Genomic DNA, 21,510 nt, shown 5'->3' on the forward strand with positions numbered 1-21,510 from the left:
CATTGACGCAACACCCGATGTGCGAACTTATCCCGTGCATCGGGTTTTCTTTGCGTCCAAGACCACCCATAAGCACAAAACAGTGGAAATAGGGATCATTCCCCTATCTCGTAGCGTAATTTAGAGATGTCGAAAGAGGCCCCCATGTCAGGAACCGGAAAGATCGCGATACCAACCCGAGGGTGGCTACAGTTGATGGCGAGCCTTCTGATGGCGGTGTTCCTGACCCTCTCCCCCCTCGCGGTACAGGCGCAGTCCCTGTTTATGGGGGGTGGGCCCTCTGACAAAGAAACGACCGAAGCGGCGCCTGATGCCGAAGCGAAGGCACCGCTGGATAGCCTGCTTGAGGTTCTGAAAGACGATAACGCGCGTGCGGCGCTGATCGCGGACCTAGAAAAGTCGCTGGACGCTTCCGGTCAACCGGCGGGCGACGAGAACCCCGCGATTGAAACCATCACCGCTGCGGCCGATGCCGAAGGTGTGTCAGTCGGGCGGCAGATCGCGCTGATTACCCAGCAGATCGGGCAAGACACGGTTAACACGCTTACGTCGTTCTGGACCGCGATCGAAGGCGGCGGCGGCGTGTTCGCCGGCCTTAGCGGATCAGAGCTATCGGTCTTGCTAGACGCCCTGCCCGGCCTGCTGGTCGTGATTGCGATCACCGTCGTCTTGTTTCTGGTGCTGCGCTATCTGGCACGCGGGCTGTATGCCCGTATGGGCCGAACAGCTGAACACGTCGGCATCTTCCGCTCTATCGGCCTGTTTCTGGGGTCGAACCTGCTGGATGCGTTTATCGTCATTGTGGCCTGGGCTGCGGGCTATCTGATTACCATCCTCGCCGTGGGCGAAGCCGGTCAGATCGGCATCCGCCAGTCGATGTATCTGAATGCCTTCCTGCTGGTCGAGATGACCAAAGTCATCATCCGGTCGTTCCTGTCGCCCGTCGCCTCGGGTCTGCGGCTCGTACCCGTGGGAGACGCGGCAGCCAAATCGCTGACCCGTTATCTGAGCGTCGTGGTCAGCCTGCTGGGGTATGGCCAGCTGCTTGTCGTGCCCATCGTTAATCAAAGCGTCAACGCGGCTGCGGGTGCAGGCGTCTCGGCACTGCTGTCGGTGATGGTGCTGCTGTATCTCGTCTATATCGTGCTGCGCCGTCGCAAGGCTGTTACCCGCTGGCTTCAAAGCGAGGCGGACCCCGTTGAGGCGACGGCAGCAGAGGGCGTCGATCCGGCTACCATCGCGCAGGCACGGCGCGGGTTCATCGCCCGTATCCTGCATGGGCTGGCAGGCATCTGGCATTGGGTTGCTCTGACGTATATTGCGGTGATGTTCATCGTGGTGATGACCCAGCCTGCTGATGTGACGCTCGAGGCGATTGTCGGGTCAGGCAAGATTTTGGCCGCGATCATCATCGCATCCCTACTGTCGGGCTGGTTGGCGCAGGCCGTGCACCGTGGTATCTCTTTGCCTAAGGACGTGAACGCCAAACTGCCGCTGCTTGAACGCCGCATCAACACGTTTGTCCCGCGTGCCTTTAGCACATTGCGTCTTTTCCTGCTGATCTGCGTGCTGTTCTTTACACTGGACGTGATTGGCATGATCGACATGCGCAGCTGGCTTGAGGGCCAGGTCGGTCTGGCAGTGACCAAGGCGTTGATCTCTGTCGGGTTGATCCTGACGGTGGCCTTTGGCATCTGGCTCGCGCTGACGTCCTTTGTCGATTACAAGCTGAACCCTGAATACGGCGCTGTGCCGACCTCGCGGGAAACCACCTTGCTGACGTTGCTGCGCAACGCGGCGACCATTGCGCTGATCATCCTGACGCTGATGTTCGTGCTTAGCGAAATCGGGCTGGATATCGGGCCACTGCTGGCTTCTGCTGGGGTGTTGGGTCTGGCGATTGGTTTTGGCGCTCAAAAGATGGTGCAAGACATCATCACCGGCGTGTTCATCCAGTTCGAGAACGTCATCAACGTCGGCGACGTGATCACCGTGGGCGGCACCACAGGCACGGTCGAAAAGCTGTCGGTGCGGTCCGTTTCCCTGCGCGATGTGCAAGGGGTGTTCCACATGATCCCCTTCTCGACCGTGGATGTGGTCAGCAACTATATGCGCGGCTTTGCCTATACGGTTTGTGACATGGGCATCGCTTACCGCGAGAATGTCGAAGACGCCAAACAGGCGATGTTCGATGCCTATGACCGGATGATGGCAAACGAGCCTGAAATCGCAAATAGCATCATGGGAGAGCTGGAATGGTTCGGCGTGCAGTCGCTTGGCGACAGCGCCGTGGTTCTGCGGGTGCGGATCAAGACCGATCCGGGCAAGCAATGGGGCATCGGGCGCATGTACAACGGCTATCTCAAGACAGTCTTTGACGAGCGTGGGATCGAAATCCCCTTCCCACAGCAAACCATCTGGCTGGGCGAGAACAAGGACGGCACCACCCAGCCGTTCAAGATCGAAGGCCCCGCAGCCCAAGATGCCGACAAGGGCCCCAAAAAGGCCAAGACGGTGTCCAAGCCGATCAAGGCGGATGATGTGCCCGACAGCGACGGTGACGGCGGCGCCGACCGCTAGCAGCGGTTGATGGATGAGACATAAAAAAGGCCCCCGATCAGCGATGATCGGGGGCCTTTTGTTTTCAAAGTATCTGCGCGGACGCTACATCACGGCTTCGATCAGATAGGGGCCCTTGTGTGCCAGTCCGGTCTCGATCGCCAGTTCCAGTGCCGCGCAATCTGTGACCTGCGTTGCCTCCACGCCCATCGATTTCGCCATCTGAGCAAATTCAAGCGTCGGCTGGTCCAGCGACAGCATATCCATCGCCTTGGGGCCCGCATTGCTGACGCCAACATTTGTCAGCTCGCCGCGCAGGATCTTGTAAACGCGGTTGGCGAAAATCACGATGGTAATGTCCAGCCCTTCGCGTGCCATCGTCCAAAGCGCCTGAACCGTGTACATTGCGCTGCCGTCCCCGACCAACGCCATCACCTTGCGGTCCGGGCAAGCAACCGCAGCGCCAATCGCTACGGGCATGCCATATCCGATGGACCCGCCGCAGTTGTTCACCCATGTGTGCTTGGGTGCCCCTGCTGTCGCGGGGAAAAAGGCGCGGCCGGTGGTGATCGCCTCGTCGATGATAATCGCATCCTCGGGGATGCTGCGTGCCAAAGCTTGCGCGATGCCGCCGGGTTCCAGCGGGCCGCTGGGTTTGTCCGGCACAGAGGCCTCTGCCACATGCGCAGGCGCGGTGCCCGTCGCGTCAGCACCGCTGCAAAGCGCTGCCAGTGCCGCTTCGATATCCTGACCGGTGGTGCACAGATTGATGATCTGCGTGCCTTCGGCGGTCAGGATGGCGGGCTTGTTCGGGTAGGCAAAGAAACCGACCGGCGCGCGCGCGCCCACCAGTACGATGCGTTTGAACGGTGCCAATGTCTCTAGCGCCTGATCAATCGGATAAGGCACGCGGTTGACCACGACACGACCCGCCCCGCGTTCCTGCCGCGCATTGGCCCATTCGCTTAGCAATTTGCAGCCGGTCTTGGCCGCGATCCGCCCTGCGACCTCCAGCATCTCGGCGCTCAGCGCAGCACCACCCAACAGCAGCAAGCTGTCGGGACCGGACAGCGCGGCGACCGCTTCCTCCAGCGCGGCCTCGTCAAAGGCGGGGCGCACTGCGGGTTCAAGCGCGGGCGCGACCGTGCCGCCCTCGTTCCACGCGGTGTCACTGGGCAGCATCAGCGTCGCGACCTGACCGGGGGCCACATTCGCCGCCTGCACCGCACGGGCAGCATCCGCGCCCACATCCGCCGCCGACAGCGACGTATGCACCCAATGCGACACGGGCCGCGCGATCCCTTCGATGTCAGACGTTAGTGGCGCATCCAGCTCGATATGCGTGACCGCATGTTCGCCGACGATGTTCACCACGCCGGACCCGGCCTTTTTTGCATTGTGCAGGTTCGACAACCCGTTGGCCAAACCCGGCCCAAGGTGCAGCAGAGTACAGGCGGGCTTGCCGGCCATACGGTAATAGCCATCCGCCGCCCCCGTCGCCACGCCCTCTTGCAGGACAAGGATAGACCGCATGCCGGGCACGTGATCCAGCGCGGCAACAAAGTGCATTTCCGACGTACCGGGATTGGTAAAGCACGTGTCCAGTCCGCTATCGAGTAGCGTTTGCACAAGGCTATCCGCGCCGTTCATCTTGTCCGTATCCGTTTGATCGTTCATGAATTTTTCCTTGTTCACGCAGAGACCGCCGCCCAGAAGGGCGCACGCAACTCTTTCTTGAGGATTTTCCCGATAGAGCTGCGCGGCAGCTCGTCCCGCAGCTCGACCGCCGACAGACGCTGGCTTTTGCCCAGTTTGGCATTGGCGTCCGCGCAGACGTCATCGCCCGAACGTGTCGCCCCTTCGCGCAGCACAACCAAACCATAAGGCGTTTCACCCCATGCCTCAGATGGCACACCGATGACCGCGGCATCGATCACATCCGGGTCCGCCAGCAGCGCCAGCTCAAGATCGTCAGCATAGATGTTCAACCCGCCCGAGATGATCATATCTTTCTTGCGGTCCGACAGGATCAGAAAGCCGTCGTCGTCAAAGCGCCCCATATCACCCGAGCGGAAGAAGACGTTGCCCGCTTCGTCACGCCAGATGTAATCCGCTGTCAGATCATCGCGCCCGAAATAGCCCGCCATCATCGTTGGACCACGGCCGCAAATCTCGCCCACCTCGCCCTTGGGGACCTCTTTGCCGGTCTCGTCAATCAGGCGAATTTCATTGCCCGGCGCAGTCTGGCCCACCGTATGCAATTTATCGGGATGTTCGGCAGAGTTCAGCACCGTGACCCCGCCCCCTTCGGTCAGGCCATAGTATTCAAGCAACTTACCGGGAAACCGTGCCAGCACGTCGGCCTTGACCTCGGCCCGCAGCGGCGCGGAGGTCGAGAATTTGACCTGCATCGACGACAGATCAAACTGGTCAAAATCGGGCACATCCATGATGCGTTTGTACTGCACAGGCACCAGCATCGTGTGGGTGATCTTTTCACGCTGCACGATCTCGAGGTAACCACGTGCGTCGAATTTCGGCATCAGATACACCGTGGACCCGCCGTAAAGCGTGGGCAGGAACGACACGATCGTCGTGTTGGAATAGAGCGGCGTCGACAGCAGAGTACGCGCATTATCGTCATATCCGTTGGGCGACACACGATCCATTTGCGCGGACCGCATCCAGTGGTTGTGCAAGATGCCCTTGGGCGTCCCCGTTGTGCCCGAGGAATAGATCAGGTTGAACGCATCCGACATCTCGGTCTTGATTTCGGGGTCGGTGTCAGACGCCGCGGCGACCGCCGGTTCATAGGGGTCGAACGCGGGGTGGTCAAAATCAATGGCAAACCGTGCCAGATCCAGATCAGCAACGAACCCGTCGACCAGTTCAAGGTATTGCGCCGCGACAAAGATCGCACGCGCGCCGCAATCGGTTAGCATCTTTTGCAGCGCGTCGGGCGACGCCATCGTAGACAGCGGCGTCACACAGGCCCCCGCCCGCAGGATGCCCATAAACAGCTCTGCATAAGGAATGGAATTAGGAGAGATGATTGCGATGTTATCGCCCTTGCCCACCCCCAGCGACAGCAGCAGATTGGCGATCTTGTTGATGCGCTGGTCGAATGCCCCCCAGCTGACGGTCTTTGCGTCACAGACCAGCGCGGGTTTGTCCGGATGCGCTTTGGCGTTGCCACGCACGACCTCGACGATGGTTTGCGTGGGTGTGTTTGCCGGTGCCGGCGGATTGATCGGTATCATATCACTGTCCTGAAATAGTTCTCTCCCCGCTGCGGAACACCGTTCCGCAGCCCCTGACAGCAGTAGTAACGATCAATCAGAAACTTGCAAACGATGGGTGACTACGTGGCAGCTTTTCCCAAGGCGACATAGGCTTCATGCTGGGAAAGGAACACGCTTCCTGTCAAATCAGAGATGAAGTGCTGCTTTTTTAGGCGGTCCATGACCGGGCCTTTGACCTCGGACAGGTGCAGCTTGATCCCCATATCCCGCAACCTTGTATTGATCGCCTCGAGCGATTCCAGCGCGCTAAAGTCGATCTCGTTGATGGCAGAGCACATCAATACCACGTGGCGCAGGCAGGTATCTCCGGCCAAACGGTCATAGATGCGATCCTCGAGGAAACGCGCGTTGGCGAAATAGAGGCTCTCGTCGATGCGCAGGGTCAGCACGGTCGGGCAGGTTTCAACGTCGTGGCGGTTAATATTTCGAAAGTGTTCGGTGCCAGGCACCAGCCCCACCTCGGCAATATGGGGTTTGGTGGTCTTATAAAGATGCAGGAAGATCGACAGGACCACCCCGCACGTGACCCCCAGTTCGACTCCGCTGCCCAAAGTGATCAGCATGGTGGTCAGAACGGCGGCGAAGTCAGACTTGGAATAGGACCATGACTTTTTCAAAATCGTAAAATCAACCAGCGTCAGGACAGCAACAATGATCGTCGCGGCCAGTGTCGCTTGCGGTAGAAAGAACACCAGCGGCGTCAGCGCCAATGCGGCGATGGCCAGCCCCACGGCGGTATAAGCCCCCGCCGCCGGTGTCTGCGCGCCTGCGTCAAAGTTTACCACCGACCGCGCGAAACCGCCCGTGACCGGATAGCCGCCGGTAAACGCCGCCCCGATATTTGCGGCCCCCAGCCCGATCAGCTCTTGGTCCGGATTGATGCGCTGCCGCTTCTTTGCGGCAAGGGTCTGAGCGACCGATATCGATTCCACAAACCCGATGACAGAGATCAGGAACGCGGGCAGCAGCAGGTTGCCCATCAGGTCGAACGACAGATCCGGCATCGTCAGCGGCGGCAGGCTTTGCGGGACAGCGCCCACTATTTTGACGCCCTGCCCCGCGAGATCAAAGAACCAGACCGCCACCGTTGTGGCAACGACAGCCGCCACCGGCCCCGCCTTGGTCGCCACATCCGCCGCCCGCGGGCCGACACCGCGGGCACGCAAAAACGGCTTGAGCCCCTTGCGCACCCAGAACAGGAACAGCGTCGCTGACACGCCGATGGCGACCGTCGTCCAGTTCACATTGCCCAGATTGGCCCAGATCGACATCAGCAGCTCTGCCAGATTGCCGCCCGTGGCATCAATGCCCAGAAGGTGTTTGATCTGGCTGGCCGCAATGATCACGCCTGAGGCGGTGATAAACCCCGAGATGACGGGGTGTGACAAGAAATTCGCCAGAAACCCAAGCTTGAACACCCCCATCACCAGAAGCATGACACCCGACAGCAACGCCAGCGTCAGCGCTGCGACGGCATAGCCCATCGTGCCCTGATCAGCGATGTTGCCCAAGGCAGCCGCCGTCATCAGTGACACCACCGCCACAGGCCCCACCGCCAGCGCACGGCTGGTCCCAAACACCGCATAGAGCAGGATCGGCGCGATGGACGCATAAAGCCCCGCCTCGGGCGGCAGTCCGGCCAGCAAGGCGTAAGCGAGAGACTGCGGGATCAGCATGATCGTGACGATCACCGCCGCCATCAGATCATTGGACAAAGCCGACTTGTCATAGTCGCGCCCCCAGTCGAGGACGGGCAAATACCGGCGGGCAGCTGAAGGGATACGCACCCGCTTACAACCCGTTCACCGGCACCTTGAGCATTAAATTTCCATCCTTGTCGCGCGGCATATGCCCTGCGCGCATGTTCACCTGAAGCGACGGGATGATCAGTTTCGGCATGGCAAGCTGCGCGTCACGTTCGGTGCGAAAGGCAATGAATTCGGCGCGGGTTTTACCGCCGCCCACGTGGATGTTGTGCGCCTTCTCGTCGCCCACCGTGGTCTCCCACTGTATATCGCGGCCGTTGGGGCCATAGTCGTGGCACATGAACAGGCGCATATCTTCGGGCAAGGATAATACCTTTTGGATGCTGTCATACAGCTCTCCGGCGTCGCCACCTGGGAAATCCGCGCGGGCGGAGCCACCGTCAGGCATGAAAAGCGTATCGCCCGTGAAGGCCGCGTTGCCCATGACATGCACCATACAGGCGGGCGTATGGCCGGGGGTGTACATCGCGAAACACGCCATACCGCCAACGCGGTAGCGGTCGCCGTCCTTGAACAACGCATCGAACTGCGACCCGTCGCGCTGAAATTCGGTGCCTTCGTTGAACACTTTCCCAAAGGTGTCCTGCACGGTCATGATCTGCTCTCCGACGCCGATCTTGCCCCCAAGCTTTTGCTGGATGTAGGGCGCGGCAGACAGGTGGTCGGCGTGGACATGGGTCTCTATGATCCACTCCAACGCAAGGCCCTGCGCTTCAACCTCGGCGATCAGCTTGTCCGCGTGGTCATAGGTGATCCGTCCGGCGGCATAATCGATATCCATGACTGAATCGATGATTGCACAGGCGTTGGAATCCGGATCGCGGACAATATAGCTGATCGTATTCGTCACCGGATCAAAATGCCCCGACACGATAGGGGTGACATCCATATTTACAGGGTACTCAGTCATTGTCATCCGCTCCACTTGCGTTTGGCCGGCCCGAAATGCAGGCTTGCCATCAGTCTTCGAGTCGAACATATTCATACTATGGAATTCTTAGTGAGGGAAGCGGATTATGAGACTTGACCGACGCAGTTTCTTGCAGCAAAGCGCTGCGACATTCGCCTTGGCGGGTCTGGCCCACCCCGCCCTCGCGCGCATCACCATCGCAGAGATGACGCTGGATGTTGTCAGCGACGGCCACCTAGAGCTGCCCGGCAGTTTTGCCTTTGAGGGACTACCCAAGGATGATCTGATGCCGGTGCTGCAAGCTCTTGACCAACCCTATGATCCGCTGACCCCACCTTGCAACCTCAGTCTGCTGCGCGGCAACGGGCGTACCGTGTTGTTCGACACGGGCGCAGGAACGGGCTTTATGCCAAGCGCAGGCAAGCTGCCTGACACGCTCAATGCCCTTGGCGTTGCCCCCGAAGAGATCACGGATGTCGTGTTTACCCACGGCCACCCCGACCACCTGTGGGGCGTGCTGGATGATTTCGACGATCCATTGTTCGCCAATGCCGGCTATCATATAGGCCAGGAAGAATGGGCGTATTGGACCGACCCCAACACCGTCAGCACCATCGGTAGCGCCCGCCAGTCCTTTGCCGTGGGCGCGGCACGCCGGCTAGAGGTCATTGCAGAACGGATGCAGTTTTTTACCGACGGGGCAGAGGTCCTGCCCGGCGTCGGGGCGCGGCTGACGGCGGGGCACACGCCCGGACATATGTCGTTCGAAGTGCGCGCCGGTAACAGCGCAGCGATGATCGTGGGCGATGCCATCGGCAATGACCATATCGCGCTGGCCCGTCCGTCTTGGGAGGTGCCATCAGACCAGAACCCCGAAGAGGCCGCGCGTACGCGGGTCGGCTTGATCGGCGATCTTGCCGCTTCACAAATGCCGATTGTAGGGTTTCACCTTGGGCAGGGCGGTATGGGGCGGATCGACAAAAGCGCCGAGGGTTTCGCGTTTATCCCCGACACCTAAGCACGCAGCCGACGTTCAAAATCCGTCAAGCGCGCTTTGCGTGATCTCGTCCAGCAAGCTCTGGACCTCTTGCATCGGGCCGTCAGGATAGGTCGGGTAGCCGACAGCGACTTCACCCTCGATATCCGTGACAAAGATACTGTAGGGGCAATGTGCGATGTTCATCGGATCTGCCTCCATCATCTTGCGTGACACCACGGCAGAGCAGAACAAAAACACATCCGCCGCGCGAAAAATCTCTACGTCGCTGCCAACATCCCGAGCTGTGCGGGCCAGCATCTCGCCCGTGTGGCTGACGTGATCAATCACCAGCCCCTTGCCGACAATCGCGTTCTCAACCGCGAATGTCGCATCGTCAAAGCTGCCATCATAAGGGTAGGTCACCGCCTGATCCTGCGCGGCCAGCGGGGCCGCACTTAGGCAAAGGGCGGCGGCAATAAGCATCGATTTCATACTCTGTCCTTTCGTGACGGGCACGCCCTTAGTGTAGTACCGAAAGGCCGCGCCGCCAATCGGGCGCAGGATCAAGGCGCCGGAAAGCTCTTGAGATAGGCGATCACTGCCTCGATCTCGGCATCGCTTTTCAAACCCGCAAACCCCATCTTGGTCCCCTTGATGAACCCGCGTGGCGAGGTCAGGAAGGCGTCAAGCGTCTGGGGTGTCCAGACCAATCCTTCGTCGGCTTGCGCCGTCAGTGCACGCGAATATTTGAACCCGTCGACCTGCCCCGCAGGCGCATCAACGATCCCGTTCAGAACCGGACCCGCGCGGTTCTTCGCCCGCTCGCCCAGTTGGTGGCAGGCTTTGCATTTGCGAAACACCAGCTCGCCATCGGCAAGCAATTCCGGGTCGACGGAGGCCTCTATCGGCGCGTCCTCGGCCACTACAGGTGTCTCTTGCTGTGCTGTATCCGCGGCCGTATCCGCGACCTCATCCTTGGGCGTCACATCCAACGCCAGCGCACGCATTGTCACCTCTACGCTGTCTTTGCAGCCGGTCATACAGGGTTCGGCGCGCCATAGGCCAAGCTCTGCGGTTTCGCGGTCGTCACGGATAAAGCCGTCAGCATTGGGCATCTCGACAGAGGTAAAGTTATCCTTCGTCAGCACGAAATCCTCGTCCACTAAATCGTTGGAATACAGGATATAGGCCACGATGCTATAGACCTCGTCCACTGTCAGCGTCCCTGCATCGCCGTAAGGCATGGACCGGCGGATATAGTCGAAACTGGTCGATAGATGCGGCCAGTAGGACCCCACCGTTTTGACCGGATCAGCATCAGCAAGCGTGTCTTGTCCGCCCGCCAAGGCTGGCCAGTTTCCGCGCCCCTCGGCAAAGTCCCCATGGCAGGCAGCGCATTTCTCGGTAAAGATTTCCTCGCCCGTGAGGGCATCCCCCTGCCCTTGCGGTAGATCGCTTCCATCGGGGTGCACATCGATATCCCACGCTGCGATTTCCTCGGGCAGCGCTGCACGGCCTAACCCGTAAGGGGCCGCACCCACGGGCAGCGCGATAACCGATGTGCCCAAACACAGGGCGATGGCCTTAAGATACTTCGACATTTTCAACGCTCCCGTCCTTGTGCAGCCACCACGTCTGGATGCCGTTGTTGTGGTAAATAGAGTTCAGCCCCCGCACATCGCGCAGCTGGGTTTTGGTCGGCTGGACATAGCCGGTGTCATCCATCGCGCGGGATTGCAGCAGCATCTCTGCGCCGTCCCACTGCACATCCATATAAAAGCGTGTCAGCGCCATTGGCGTGCCCGGCTGCGCCAGTCGCGCTGTCTGCCACGAGGCCCCGCCATCCGTGGAGACATCCACGCGGGTGATCGCACCGCGCCCCGACCATGCCAGCCCCGTGATCACCAAAGGCCCCGCGCCATGCGGGACTGGCGATTGCGGGCTTGGCGCGGTGATGACGGACTTCGCGTCCATCTCCCATGTCCATTTGCGGCTGGTGCCATCGGCCAGCGTATCGGTATATTTCGAGGTTTCCTCGCGGCTTTCGACGGGCGCGTCGGTGACCTCTATCCGGCGCAGCCATTTGACCCACAGGTTGCCCTCCCAGCCCGGAACGACCAGCCGCACGGGATAACCGTGTTCCTTGCGCAGTGCCTCGCCATTGGCCTTGAATGCGACCAGCACATCGTCAAGCGCCTTGTCCATCGGGATCGACCGCCCGTTCGACGACGCATCCGCCCCCTCGACGTAAACCCACTTGCCCGCGGTGTCATAGCCCGCTTCCTCTAGCAGCAGGCGCAGGGGCACGCCGGTGTATTCCATGTTGTGGATCATGCCGTGCGTGAACTGCGCACCGTTCAACTGCGCGCCAGCCCATTCCATCCCCGAATTGGCGGCACATTCGCAGAAATACACATGGTTTTCGCGCGGAAAGCGTTCCAGATCGGCGTAGGTGAACACCAGCGGGCGGTCCACCAGCCCGTTCAACATCAGACGGTAATCCTGCTTTGACAGTTCAATCGCGCCCGAATGGTGCCGTTCAAAAGCGCAGCCCTGCGGGGTGATCGTGCCGTCCAGCGCATGGATCGGCGTAAAGTTGATCGAGCTGATGGTATCCGCCGTCAGCCATGGCACATTGCGCCGGACCACATCGTCTTCGAACCGGATCGGCAAGCCGTAGGAAGTAACATCTACGCCCTCGCCCAGTCCCTGCGCCCAAGGTTGCGGGTCGGTGATCAACGGGTCCGGCGATTGCGCCGCGGCGCTGCGGGCGGCCATCGCCCCCAGACCGGCCGTCGCCGCGCCGCGCAAAAAGGCCCGTCTGTTTGTTTTGTTACGTGGTGCCATGGCGTTGCCCTCCCGTGCTGCCTTGTTACGTGGCTTTGACGCTGACGCTGGTGTTGGGGTCCAGCGACACCGTGCCCTGCTTGCGAATGTGGTTTTCCACGACATCCCAGATCGGAGGGCCTTCGGTGCCTTCGTTCACACTGGCCCACCCCGCGACCTGATAGGACTTGGCCGGATCAATGCGTTCGCCGGTTTTCAGCAAGGTCAGTTCCGTGATGCGGCTGCCTTGGGGTTGGGTCACATCAATGTGGTAGCCAAGACCGCCTGTGCGCACCATATCGCCGCCCTGCTGGTAATAGGGATTGGGGTTGAACAGGTTGTCGGCCACGTCTTCCAGCACGACATGCAGGAATTCACCGGTCATCTCTGTACGGTAGGCTTCGGGGTAGCTCATGGAGGTGACGTTAAAGATGTCTTCGCGGGTGATGTCCTGACCCGGCAGGATCGAGGGCCCCCATCGCACGCCGGGGCTAAGCGCGATGTCGGCCTCGCGCTCGGACAGCAGTGCGTCGCAAATCAAGTCATCCCATGTGCCGTTAAAATTCCCACGCCGGTACAGCAGCGTGTCCTCTGCGGTGGTGCCGATCACCTCGGTCAGTTGGTCAAGGTAAGGCGCACGCTGTTCGTCGATCAACGCGGTCATCGCGGAATCAGGTGCAATCACATCCGAGAAAATCGGGATCAGCTTGTGCCGGAACCCCATCATACGGCCGTTCTGCACGTCCAGATCGACGCGGCTGACGAATTTGCCGTTCGACCCTGATGCCACGATAATCGTCTCGCCCACCAGCACGGGTTCGGGCAGCGCGTCATGGGTGTGGCCGGATAGGATCACGTCGATCCCCGTCACAATGCCCGCCATCTGCTTGTCCACATCAAAGCCGTTGTGGCTCAGGCAAACGACCAGCTCGGCCCCTTTGGAGCGAACCTCGTCTACCATTTCCTGCATACGCTCGTCGCGGATACCAAACGAGTATTCGGGGAACATCCAGCCGGGGTTGGCAATCGGCATATAAGGGAACGCCTGCCCGATCACCGCGACCTTGACGCCGCCGGTCTCGTAGAACTTGTAAGGGGGGAACAGCTCGGCCGGTTCGTCCCATTCGGCGTCAAAGATGTTCTGCCCCAAGGCCGCAAAAGGTAGCCCCTCCACGATCTCGGCAACGCGGTCAGAGCCAAGCGTGAATTCCCAGTGAAAGGTCATCGCGTCGGGCTTGAGCGCGTTCATCACGTTGACCATGTCCTGACCTTGCGTGTGGTAGCAGGTATAGCTGCCGTGCCACGTATCGCCGCCATCCAGCAGCAGCGCGTCAGGCCGGTCGGCGCGGATCTGGTTGACCACTGTCGCCACGCGGTCCAGCCCGCCCATCTTGCCGTAGCCCTGTGCCAACGCGGTGAAATCATTATAGGTCAGCGCATAAGCCGACGGGCTGCCATCGGCGATGCCATAAAGCTTGCGGAAATCCGCACCGGTCACATGCGGCACCTGCCCGCGGTTCTCGCCCACACCGATATTCACCGACGGTTCGCGGAAATAGATCGGTTTAAGCTGCGCGTGGATGTCGGTCACGTGGATCAGGCTGACGTTGCCGAACGTGTCGAATTCCAGCAGCTTGTCCTGCGTGAGCGCCTGTTGCGCGGCCAGTTTGCCCCAGTTGCCAAAAGAAGACGCACCATACAGAGCTGTTGCAGCCATACTAGCCTGAAGAAAATCACGACGAGAGATCATAGATTGGCCTTTGTGACACGCAATTCATATGCGCATGTTTGAATAGCATTGTGAGAAAAAAAACCTGCCTCGCATCAGCAAGACAGGTCTTTTCAGGTTAGTTGCGGACAGAAGGTCCTTCGACCGAAAGCCCGTTGCCACGCGAGCCTACATAAAGCTCCAGAGCCACGAACTCGGGGCTGCCGGGGGCAAAGGTTTCGGCACGGGTGTCGCGCACGCAGCCTTTGAAACGGGCCTGCACCGCGTTCAGCTTGGTGTTTTTCAGACGGTAGGTCGGAAAGCCGTTGATCTGGCCCTGGCTCAAGTGATCCGCGCGGATCATGTTGCCATAGTTGTCTTCGTGGCAATTCGCGCAGGACAGTTCAAGCTGGCCGAAACGGGTATAGTAGATTTCCTTGCCCTGCTCCCATGTGGACTGGGCCGGACCGTCGATGGCGACATTCACCGGCAACCCGCGCGACACCGAAGAAATCAGCGCGGTCATGTTCACCATGTCACCGCCCGTGTATTTCCACTTTTCCGCGCCCATGCGGTTCTCGCGGCAATCGTTGATCTGCATTTCAAGCGTACGCACCTCGCCTGCAGATTCCACAAACTTGGGATAGACCGGACGCACGCCGGCCATCTCGGACGACGCACCGTGACAATCAGCGCAGGATTTACCCTCTTCGCCGTCAGCGGTGTTCCAGACGTCCTCGGCCTGCTCCACAAAGATCATGCCAGGGTTGTCAAAATCATCTGCTTGCATCGCGCGGGTTTCGGTGCCGCGAAACAGCCAGCCCGACATAACCTCGTCGACCGCATCCGACATATGCGCCGGTGCGGCGGTACGGGTCACGATGTCGATGTCTTCGTTGATCACCAGCGTATCGTCAGCGGGTTCAGCAAAGGCCCCCGTCGACATCAGCACCGCAGCAAGGCACGCGCTCAGACCTTTTGTGAAATTGCTCATTCCTGTTCCTCCCAAGGATGCGGACGCTTAGCTGATCGTGATGTCTTTGGTTTCCTCGTAGACATCGCCGTCATCGTCATACCACGTGAAAGTGAATGTCCCCGCTTCGGGCACTGTCGCGTCGAATTCGAAATACGGGTTGGTCGAGATCGCAGGTTCCATCGTCACATCGACAACATTCTCACCGTTAAAATCACAGGTAAAACGGTTGATGATCGACCGAGGGATCGTGTTGCCGTCGTCGTCCTTGCGTTGACCGGATTCCATCTTGTGGCTGATCAATGTCTTGATCGTGATGGTTTCGCCAGCCGCTGCTGACTTGGGGACTTTGACGCGGGGTTTTACACCAGATGCCATGTTATTCTTCCTCTAAGCCTTAGCCGCCGCAGCCGCCGATTGTTACTTTAATGGTACTGGTTGCCTTGGCAAAAGAGCCGTCCGCCAGCTTGGCAATGGCGATCACATCTTGCGTGCCCGCCAGACGAATGCGCGTGGATGCGTGCTGTGTCGCGGCAAGCGGGCCGAACTTGAAGGTCGCCACGGGCGGCGTGGGATTGCCAAGCGCCAGCACCAAGATTTCGGTCGCGCCGGGGGCGTCTACCTCGATCGGGACAGTATTGCCGTTTTCCGCAATCTCGGGGGCGGTCAGGGTGACACCTGTGTCCGCCATGTCAGCGCCACCGGTAAAGGCAGCAATCGCGTCGTCACCGGCAGCAGCCACCGCCAGCTTGGGCAGGAACAGCGCGGCAAAGGCACCTGCCCCCATCACAATCGCACTACGTCGTGTAAATTCCATTATCATCACTCCTGATCAGATCCCGCGCGGGGGCTCTTAGTCTTTCAATGTGGCAAGATAGGCCACGACATCCTCGATCTGCTGCGCGGCCAGGACTGGCCCCAGCGTGTCGTCGGCGGCCTTGCCGGTATAGGCTTTGCCCGGACGGATATAGCCGCTGTCCTTGTAAAAGGCGGGCATCATCGTCCCTTCGAACATCATCTTGGCGTTGGCAACGATGCCGCGCAGTTCGGCTTCGGTCCAGCGATCACCGGCACCATCTAGCATCGGGCCGATTTCACCCTGCCACGGCACGTCGGGCAAGGCGCTGATCTGGTGGCAGGCAACGCAGTTACCCAACTTTTTGTTGCCAACGATCTTGGCCCCCTCTTCGGGGTTGCCGGGCGTGCCGGTCAGCGATTGCTCGACCGCGCCATAATCGTCATAGGCCACGTCACCGGGGACCACGTCGGCCGCATGGGCAGCCGCCGCAAAGCCAACAGAGGCCACCAAGGCAAATACGGAAACTTTCATGCGTCCTCCCACAGACATTACTTTTGAAAACACTACTGCCCGCGCCGAAATGACGCAACTATAAATTCAACTTTTTGAATTTTTAAGCACAGCAAGCCACTTAGCAATTCCTACCGCCGCTATTTCTGCTCTTCAATCAGCATACGCGCATGATATTTCTGGAATGTCTCGTCGCCCTCATAGCCCTTGTCCACGACCCAGTTCATCATGTGAAACGTCGTCGCCGGACCAAAGGCACCCGGCACGGTCGCGACCGCGGCTTCGACCGCTGTCTGCCCTTCGGCAACGGTTTGCGGGAAATACATCAGCGTCGGCGTGAACATCTGACGCCATTTGCGCACCATATCCTTTTCGGGCAGCGTTTCTCCGTCAAAGTCGGTGACCTCGACATCGCCGAACATATTGATCTGCACGACATAGAAGTTGTCCTTGAGGTAGGCGTCGATCTTGGGCAGCGGAAAGACCTCTTCGTGCATCTTGGTGCAATAGATGCAGCCGCGTTGTTCGATGATGAGCATCAGACGTTTGCCCTCGTCCGTGGCCTCGGCCAGATCCTCGCGCAGGTCCTTGAAGGTGTCGCGCATCCATGCGGCCTTGTGCAGACCGTCATCGCCCAAGGGTGCAGCCCCACCCGCCGTCGCCAGACATGCCGCGGCCACAAGCGCGGCCAAACTGTTTCGGATTATCTTCATCACAAGGTCCCTCCGGTTGTTAGCCAATGACGCTGAAAACGGGGAAGGTTTCAAGCATCCACTGCGCAATATAGTTGATCGAATTCGTAGCGATCAGCAGACCAAACACGATCAGCAGTACCCCCATCGCTTTCTCTACCGTGCCCAGATGCTGCCGGAACCGCGCCATCCAGCGCATGAACGGGCCGATGAACAACGCTGCCAGCACGAAGGGCGCGGTCATCCCGATGCCATAGGCCAGCAAAAGCAACCCGCCCGTCACTGCCGTTTCTGCGCCGGCGGCGGTGAACAGAATCGCCGCCAGGACCGGGCCGACGCAAGGGGTCCAGCCAAAGGCAAAGGCCAGCCCGATGACATAGGCCCCCCAAAGGCTGGTCGCGGAGGTGCTGCCCGCATCCGCGCGAAACTGGCGGTACAGAAATCCGATGCGGATCACCCCCAGAAAATGCAGCCCCATTGCAATGATAACCGCCGCCGCTACCCATCGCAGAACGTCAAAGTAATCACGCACGATCTGGCCAAAGGTGGTCGCTGCCGCGCCGAGCCCCACAAAGATCGTGATCACCCCCGCCGCAAAAAACAGCGCCGCGATCACCGCGCGACGGCGCACGCCCGCGTCAATCGGCCCGTCTGCGGTGATCTGGTTCATGCCAACCCCCGCCAGATAGCTTAGGTAGAACGGGACAATCGGCAGAATGCAGGGCGATAAAAAGGACAATAGCCCAGCCAGCGTCGCGCCTACAAAGGTAATTTCTAGCATGCAACTTGCCTTTATCTTGTACCATTCACATATTCACATTATGTATTTTGAAATCAACAGGTGAATTCCCTATGCGGTTGCGCACTGCTTTCTTATCCCTATCGGTGGCCGCGGGTCTGGCACTTTCCCCGATGATCGCGGCGACTCAGACCACGCTGGTCATGGTCGAAGAGCAGGGCTGCATTTGGTGTGCCCGCTGGAATGACCAGATCGCGCCGATCTACCCCAAGACCCAAGCCGGCAAAGCCGCGCCGCTGCGCCGCGTCGATATCAACGATGAAAAACCTGCGGATCTGCACTTCGCGCGCAGCCTGCATTATACACCCACTTTTGTGCTGATGGACGACGGCAAGGAAATCTCTCGGATCGAAGGCTATCCGGGCGAAGATTTCTTTTGGGGCGTGCTGGAAAAGATGCTATCCGACGCCGATCTGATGCCAGACCCCGCCAAAAGCTAGCGCACTCCTTATGCGCACGCCAATCCCTTCTCTCTACGCTAAGGATTCTAACCTGTGGGTATCCCCGGTTCCGATACAGAAATGAGCCAAGCCGATCTGGACCGTATGTCCGAGAACGCCATACGGGCCTCGAACTTCCTCAAGGCGATCAGCCACGAGGGGCGTTTGATGATCTTGTGCCACCTGTCTGCCGGCGAGAAATCAGTCACCGAGCTGGAGGCGCTGCTTTCGGCGCGTCAGGCTGCAGTATCGCAGCAGTTGTCGCGCTTGCGGCTTGAAGGGTTGGTGACCCCGCGCCGCGATGGCAAGACGATCTATTACCGGTTGGCGGATGACCGGCCCCAAAAGATCATGGAAGTGGTCTACGAGATGTTCTGCAAGCCAGACGCTCAGGACTAACCCGCGTTCAGCACTGCTCCAGATAGGCCAATAGCCGCGCTTCGGATGCGAAAAGGCCCTTTTTGCGGCCCACGTCGATAGCAGGCACGTCTGCGCCCGCCAGATCAATCACCGCCGGATGAATATAGCTGTTGCGTGCCACCGTGGGCGTATTGCTCAGCTGTGCGGCAGCGGCTTCGGCCAGTTGCTTGATCGTCGCGTGCCCTTGTTCTGCGGCTTCAAAGGCGGCGACGGTGCCTGCCCAAGTGCGAAAGGTCTTGGCGGTAAAATCATCGCATCCCGCCGCTTCGGCGATATAGGAGTTCAATCCCGCAGAGTTGAGCTGTTGAACCGTGCCCTGCGCGTCCGCCCATGTCAGCAGCTCGGCCCCCGGCAGGTCGCTGACTTTCTCGAGCGTCTTGGCAAGCGTCCGGTCATTGATCTGACGCCGCACCTTCTTGCCCCCTTTTGCGGTGTACCGCAGACGGATCACATTTCCGTCGAGCTTAACATGTTTCTCCCGCAACGTCAGCGTGCCGTAGCTGCCATTCTCGCGGGTGTAGTCAGCGTTTCCCACCCGCAAGGACGCGCGATCGATCAACGTCACAGCGCTCGCCAGTGCAAAGCTTCGCTCGCCTGCGTCCTGATCCAGATCTCGGGCCACAAAGCGCCGCAATCGGGGCAACGCATGGGCGAAATCTATCAGACTGGCGAACTTCGTCTCTGCCTGTGCCTCGGACCATTTCTCGTGATAACGATACTGCTTGCGGTCACGCGCGTCACGCCCCGTGGCCAGCAGATGCCCATTCGCGAGCGGCGTCATCCACACGTTTTCATAGGCAGGCGGCACCGCCATCGCCTCGAGCCGCGCGCGTTCCGCCCCGCGGGCAATCATTGTCCCGTCTGGCGCTTTATAGGTGAACCCGCGCCCGTGGCGCTGGCGGGCAATGCCGGGGCGGTCATCCCCGTAATAGGTCAGCCCCGCGCCGCCCATCCGGTCAGGTCGCCTCGACTTCGGAGGAAAGCTTGAGCACCTCATCCCCGTCGTCCTGTTCGATCAACAACGCGGGATCATCGTCAGACCCGTTGCGGGTGACCTCTGACCCTTTCAGGGTGCGTGTCACGCTTTTGGTAAACCGTTCCGTCACTTCGCCGGTGGCTGTGCCTTGCCCCCAGTCCCATTTCACTTTCGTGCCTTTGGAAATACCAGACATCGTCGTTCCCCCCCAACTGCTGTGTATGGAGGGATAACCATGGATGCGAGAAACGGTTCCCGCCGCTTAGACGCGCCAGCGCAACACGCGCGTCTCGATCGCCGCGATCACGGCACTGACGCAGACCCCCAGCACCGACAGCGTCACCACGCCCGCAAACAGGCGTTCAAGGTCATACAGGCTGCCGGCCTCAAGGATATATGCCCCGATGCCATATTCCGCGCCCAGCATTTCAGCGGCCACAAGCAGAATAATCGCAATCGCCAAGGAAATCCGCAGCCCCGACAAAATGCCCGGCATCGCCCCTGGCAGAACGATTTTTCGCACGATCGACCACCATGACAGGCCAAAGCTTTGCCCCATCCGGATCAGCCCGCGGTCCACGTTGTCCACCGCCGCATAGGTCGCCACGACCGTTGGCGTGAACGTCCCAAAGGCGATCAGTGCATATTTACTGCCCTCGTCAATGCCGAACCAGATCACGAACAGCGGCAGCAGCGCGATCTTGGGGATCGGGAACAGCGCCGCAACGAGGGGCACCAGCCCTGCGCGCACGTAGCTGAACAACCCGATCATAACGCCCACGCCCACGCCGACCAAAGCGCCAAGGGTCGCCCCCACGGCCAGCCGGCTAAGCGACGGGGCAAGATGTTTATACAGCATTCCCGATTGCCACAGCTCGACAAAGGTCATCGCCACATCCGACGGGCGCGGCAAGGTGAGGTTCGTGATAAACCCACTGCGCGTTCCCCATTCAGCAAAGAGGATCAGCAGGACAAAGACCAGAATACCCATGCCCCGCCGCTGTTTCGGAGCGAACCCGCCCCCGCGAAAATCGACGCGGCGGCTGGTTGTGTGTGCTGTGTCAGACATGAATTAGCTCCGCATCGGCGGCAGCGGCTTCTTCGCGCATCAGCCCCCACAAATGTTGTTGTTGCGCCTCAAGGGCGGCGTCGCCATAGGCGCGCTCTGCCAGCGGGGTGGTCAGATCAACCACCTCGCGGATTTGTCCGGGACGGCGCGACAGGACCACGATCTTATGCCCCAGACGCACGGCCTCTGCCAGATTGTGCGTGACATAGACGGCGGTGAAAGGCTGGCGTGTCCACAGGCTGATCAGATCGTCCATCAACAGTTCGCGCGTCTGGCTGTCCAGCGCGCTGAGCGGTTCGTCCATCAACATCACCGCAGGGTTAACCGCCAAGGCGCGTGCAATGGCCACCCGCTGTTTCATCCCGCCAGAAAGCTGTTTGGGCAGGGCATCGGCAAATTCGGTCAGCTTGGTACGCGCCAGCACATCGTCGATGATCCGCGCCCGCGCAGCGGCGTCCAGCCCGTGATCCTCAAGCACCAGCGCCACATTGCCGCGCACGCTGCGCCACGGCAGCAAAGCGAAATCCTGGAACACATAGGTCAGCGGGTTCAGACAGCCAGCAGGCGGTGTGCCCAGTTGCAGCACCTCGCCCGACGTCGGCTGCTCCAGCCCGCCAAGCATCCGCAGCAGGGTCGACTTGCCACAGCCCGAAGGCCCGACGATGCAGACAATCTGCCCCGACGGTATATCAAGGCTGATGTCGCGCAGCACTTCGGTCTCGCCATAGTAATGGCTGACGTTCGCTAACCTAAGATCCATGAGAACCGTCCTGAAATATCAA

At 60.0% G+C, this 21,510-nt stretch carries 22 protein-coding genes; 4 read left to right on the plus strand and 18 right to left on the minus strand.

All coding sequences use genetic code 11. The features are described 5' to 3' along the window. Positions 1 to 144: 144 nt before the first annotated feature. Complete coding sequence (locus tag E5180_RS08945) at positions 145 to 2,580, plus strand: mechanosensitive ion channel domain-containing protein (protein ID WP_138924073.1); 2,436 nt, start codon at positions 145 to 147, stop codon at positions 2,578 to 2,580. Between the two features lie 84 nt (positions 2,581 to 2,664). Here E5180_RS08945 and E5180_RS08950 read toward each other — a convergent pair whose 3' ends face one another. The 4 genes from E5180_RS08950 to E5180_RS08965 form a co-directional block, all read right to left on the minus strand. Then, entirely contained in the window at positions 2,665 to 4,236 is a 1,572-nt protein-coding gene (locus E5180_RS08950) for an acetolactate synthase large subunit (protein ID WP_254700444.1), read from the minus strand. Positions 4,237 to 4,250: 14 nt separating this feature from the next. Then, positions 4,251 to 5,819: a class I adenylate-forming enzyme family protein gene (locus E5180_RS08955; protein WP_138924075.1), complete on the minus strand. Its 1,569-nt coding sequence runs from the start codon at positions 5,817 to 5,819 to the stop codon at positions 4,251 to 4,253. Positions 5,820 to 5,920: 101 nt separating this feature from the next. Then, positions 5,921 to 7,648, minus strand: coding sequence for a SulP family inorganic anion transporter (locus E5180_RS08960; RefSeq protein WP_138924076.1), 1,728 nt, complete (start codon positions 7,646 to 7,648; stop codon positions 5,921 to 5,923). Between the two features lie 4 nt (positions 7,649 to 7,652). After that, positions 7,653 to 8,537 (minus strand): MBL fold metallo-hydrolase, encoded by an 885-nt coding sequence (locus E5180_RS08965; RefSeq protein WP_138924077.1) that lies wholly within the window; start codon positions 8,535 to 8,537, stop codon positions 7,653 to 7,655. 106 nt (positions 8,538 to 8,643) lie between these two features. Here E5180_RS08965 and E5180_RS08970 point away from each other — a divergent pair, with 106 nt between their 5' ends. After that, positions 8,644 to 9,555: an MBL fold metallo-hydrolase gene (locus tag E5180_RS08970; protein ID WP_138924078.1), complete on the plus strand. Its 912-nt coding sequence runs from the start codon at positions 8,644 to 8,646 to the stop codon at positions 9,553 to 9,555. A gap of 15 nt (positions 9,556 to 9,570) precedes the next feature. On the opposite strand, the gene E5180_RS08975 is transcribed toward E5180_RS08970, so the two are convergent. The 10 genes from E5180_RS08975 to E5180_RS09020 form a co-directional block, all read right to left on the minus strand. Then, on the minus strand, positions 9,571 to 10,008 hold the full coding sequence (locus tag E5180_RS08975; RefSeq protein WP_138924079.1) for a DUF302 domain-containing protein: 438 nt from the start codon (positions 10,006 to 10,008) through the stop codon (positions 9,571 to 9,573). A 71-nt stretch (positions 10,009 to 10,079) separates the two neighbouring features. After that, entirely contained in the window at positions 10,080 to 11,117 is a 1,038-nt protein-coding gene (locus E5180_RS08980; RefSeq protein ID WP_138924080.1) for a c-type cytochrome, read from the minus strand. After that, a complete protein-coding gene (soxC, locus tag E5180_RS08985; RefSeq protein WP_138924081.1) occupies positions 11,101 to 12,363 on the minus strand; it encodes a sulfite dehydrogenase in 1,263 nt (420 codons plus the stop codon). Before soxC ends, E5180_RS08980 begins: the two co-directional genes overlap by 17 nt. A gap of 25 nt (positions 12,364 to 12,388) precedes the next feature. Then, positions 12,389 to 14,092: a thiosulfohydrolase SoxB gene (soxB, locus tag E5180_RS08990; RefSeq protein WP_138924082.1), complete on the minus strand. Its 1,704-nt coding sequence runs from the start codon at positions 14,090 to 14,092 to the stop codon at positions 12,389 to 12,391. Between the two features lie 97 nt (positions 14,093 to 14,189). Next, positions 14,190 to 15,044, minus strand: a complete 855-nt coding sequence (gene soxA, locus E5180_RS08995; RefSeq protein WP_138924083.1) for a sulfur oxidation c-type cytochrome SoxA — start codon at positions 15,042 to 15,044, stop codon at positions 14,190 to 14,192. Positions 15,045 to 15,071: 27 nt separating this feature from the next. Next, a complete protein-coding gene (soxZ, locus tag E5180_RS09000) occupies positions 15,072 to 15,401 on the minus strand; it encodes a thiosulfate oxidation carrier complex protein SoxZ (protein ID WP_138924084.1) in 330 nt (109 codons plus the stop codon). A gap of 19 nt (positions 15,402 to 15,420) precedes the next feature. Then, positions 15,421 to 15,840: a thiosulfate oxidation carrier protein SoxY gene (soxY, locus tag E5180_RS09005; RefSeq protein ID WP_138924085.1), complete on the minus strand. Its 420-nt coding sequence runs from the start codon at positions 15,838 to 15,840 to the stop codon at positions 15,421 to 15,423. 36 nt (positions 15,841 to 15,876) lie between these two features. Continuing rightward, a complete protein-coding gene (gene soxX / locus E5180_RS09010) occupies positions 15,877 to 16,353 on the minus strand; it encodes a sulfur oxidation c-type cytochrome SoxX (RefSeq protein ID WP_138924086.1) in 477 nt (158 codons plus the stop codon). 119 nt (positions 16,354 to 16,472) lie between these two features. Then, the gene (locus E5180_RS09015) at positions 16,473 to 17,045 is read right to left on the minus strand and encodes a thioredoxin family protein (protein WP_138924087.1); all 573 of its coding nucleotides are present in this window, start codon (positions 17,043 to 17,045) and stop codon (positions 16,473 to 16,475) included. 19 nt (positions 17,046 to 17,064) lie between these two features. Then, entirely contained in the window at positions 17,065 to 17,805 is a 741-nt protein-coding gene (locus tag E5180_RS09020) for a cytochrome c biogenesis CcdA family protein (RefSeq protein ID WP_138924088.1), read from the minus strand. 71 nt (positions 17,806 to 17,876) lie between these two features. Between E5180_RS09020 and E5180_RS09025 the strand changes: the two genes are divergently transcribed. Together E5180_RS09025 and E5180_RS09030 are read left to right on the plus strand one after the other, a co-directional pair. Continuing rightward, complete coding sequence (locus E5180_RS09025; RefSeq protein ID WP_138924089.1) at positions 17,877 to 18,263, plus strand: hypothetical protein; 387 nt, start codon at positions 17,877 to 17,879, stop codon at positions 18,261 to 18,263. Between the two features lie 81 nt (positions 18,264 to 18,344). Next, positions 18,345 to 18,662, plus strand: coding sequence for an ArsR/SmtB family transcription factor (locus tag E5180_RS09030; protein ID WP_093733503.1), 318 nt, complete (start codon positions 18,345 to 18,347; stop codon positions 18,660 to 18,662). Between the two features lie 7 nt (positions 18,663 to 18,669). Here E5180_RS09030 and E5180_RS09035 read toward each other — a convergent pair whose 3' ends face one another. The 4 genes from E5180_RS09035 to E5180_RS09050 all read right to left on the minus strand — a co-directional run bounded on the left by E5180_RS09035 (position 18,670) and on the right by E5180_RS09050 (position 21,488). Then, a complete protein-coding gene (locus E5180_RS09035; protein ID WP_138924090.1) occupies positions 18,670 to 19,635 on the minus strand; it encodes a DNA topoisomerase IB in 966 nt (321 codons plus the stop codon). Between the two features lie 4 nt (positions 19,636 to 19,639). Next, positions 19,640 to 19,855 carry a DUF2945 domain-containing protein gene (locus E5180_RS09040; RefSeq protein ID WP_093733453.1) on the minus strand — a complete coding sequence of 72 codons (216 nt, stop codon included), beginning with the start codon at positions 19,853 to 19,855 and terminating at the stop codon, positions 19,640 to 19,642. 66 nt (positions 19,856 to 19,921) lie between these two features. Beyond that, positions 19,922 to 20,728, minus strand: coding sequence for an ABC transporter permease (locus E5180_RS09045; RefSeq protein WP_171048931.1), 807 nt, complete (start codon positions 20,726 to 20,728; stop codon positions 19,922 to 19,924). Further along, positions 20,721 to 21,488: an ABC transporter ATP-binding protein gene (locus E5180_RS09050; protein ID WP_138924091.1), complete on the minus strand. Its 768-nt coding sequence runs from the start codon at positions 21,486 to 21,488 to the stop codon at positions 20,721 to 20,723. Before E5180_RS09050 ends, E5180_RS09045 begins: the two co-directional genes overlap by 8 nt. Positions 21,489 to 21,510: the final 22 nt, after the last annotated feature.

The organism is Sulfitobacter sp. BSw21498 (assembly GCF_006064855.1).
GTDB lineage: Bacteria > Pseudomonadota > Alphaproteobacteria > Rhodobacterales > Rhodobacteraceae > Sulfitobacter.

What these genes read in the sequence shown, in the direction of transcription:
- soxZ (WP_138924084.1), bottom strand. Translation starts at nt 15,401, where the DNA reads ATGGCATCTGGTGTAAAACCCCGCGTCAAAGTCCCCAAGTCAGCAGCG.
- soxB (WP_138924082.1), bottom strand. Translation starts at nt 14,092, where the DNA reads ATGATCTCTCGTCGTGATTTTCTTCAGGCTAGTATGGCTGCAACAGCT.
- soxA (WP_138924083.1), bottom strand. Translation starts at nt 15,044, where the DNA reads ATGAGCAATTTCACAAAAGGTCTGAGCGCGTGCCTTGCTGCGGTGCTG.
- E5180_RS09050 (WP_138924091.1), bottom strand. Translation starts at nt 21,488, where the DNA reads ATGGATCTTAGGTTAGCGAACGTCAGCCATTACTATGGCGAGACCGAA.
- E5180_RS08975 (WP_138924079.1), bottom strand. Translation starts at nt 10,008, where the DNA reads ATGAAATCGATGCTTATTGCCGCCGCCCTTTGCCTAAGTGCGGCCCCG.
- E5180_RS08965 (WP_138924077.1), bottom strand. Translation starts at nt 8,537, where the DNA reads ATGACTGAGTACCCTGTAAATATGGATGTCACCCCTATCGTGTCGGGG.
- E5180_RS09035 (WP_138924090.1), bottom strand. Translation starts at nt 19,635, where the DNA reads ATGGGCGGCGCGGGGCTGACCTATTACGGGGATGACCGCCCCGGCATT.
- E5180_RS08970 (WP_138924078.1), top strand. Translation starts at nt 8,644, where the DNA reads ATGAGACTTGACCGACGCAGTTTCTTGCAGCAAAGCGCTGCGACATTC.
- soxY (WP_138924085.1), bottom strand. Translation starts at nt 15,840, where the DNA reads ATGGAATTTACACGACGTAGTGCGATTGTGATGGGGGCAGGTGCCTTT.
- E5180_RS08950 (WP_254700444.1), bottom strand. Translation starts at nt 4,236, where the DNA reads ATGAACGATCAAACGGATACGGACAAGATGAACGGCGCGGATAGCCTT.
- E5180_RS09025 (WP_138924089.1), top strand. Translation starts at nt 17,877, where the DNA reads ATGCGGTTGCGCACTGCTTTCTTATCCCTATCGGTGGCCGCGGGTCTG.
- E5180_RS09020 (WP_138924088.1), bottom strand. Translation starts at nt 17,805, where the DNA reads ATGCTAGAAATTACCTTTGTAGGCGCGACGCTGGCTGGGCTATTGTCC.
- E5180_RS09030 (WP_093733503.1), top strand. Translation starts at nt 18,345, where the DNA reads ATGAGCCAAGCCGATCTGGACCGTATGTCCGAGAACGCCATACGGGCC.
- E5180_RS08945 (WP_138924073.1), top strand. Translation starts at nt 145, where the DNA reads ATGTCAGGAACCGGAAAGATCGCGATACCAACCCGAGGGTGGCTACAG.
- E5180_RS09045 (WP_171048931.1), bottom strand. Translation starts at nt 20,728, where the DNA reads ATGTCTGACACAGCACACACAACCAGCCGCCGCGTCGATTTTCGCGGG.
- E5180_RS08980 (WP_138924080.1), bottom strand. Translation starts at nt 11,117, where the DNA reads ATGTCGAAGTATCTTAAGGCCATCGCCCTGTGTTTGGGCACATCGGTT.
- soxC (WP_138924081.1), bottom strand. Translation starts at nt 12,363, where the DNA reads ATGGCACCACGTAACAAAACAAACAGACGGGCCTTTTTGCGCGGCGCG.
- E5180_RS09040 (WP_093733453.1), bottom strand. Translation starts at nt 19,855, where the DNA reads ATGTCTGGTATTTCCAAAGGCACGAAAGTGAAATGGGACTGGGGGCAA.
- E5180_RS09015 (WP_138924087.1), bottom strand. Translation starts at nt 17,045, where the DNA reads ATGAAGATAATCCGAAACAGTTTGGCCGCGCTTGTGGCCGCGGCATGT.
- E5180_RS08955 (WP_138924075.1), bottom strand. Translation starts at nt 5,819, where the DNA reads ATGATACCGATCAATCCGCCGGCACCGGCAAACACACCCACGCAAACC.
- soxX (WP_138924086.1), bottom strand. Translation starts at nt 16,353, where the DNA reads ATGAAAGTTTCCGTATTTGCCTTGGTGGCCTCTGTTGGCTTTGCGGCG.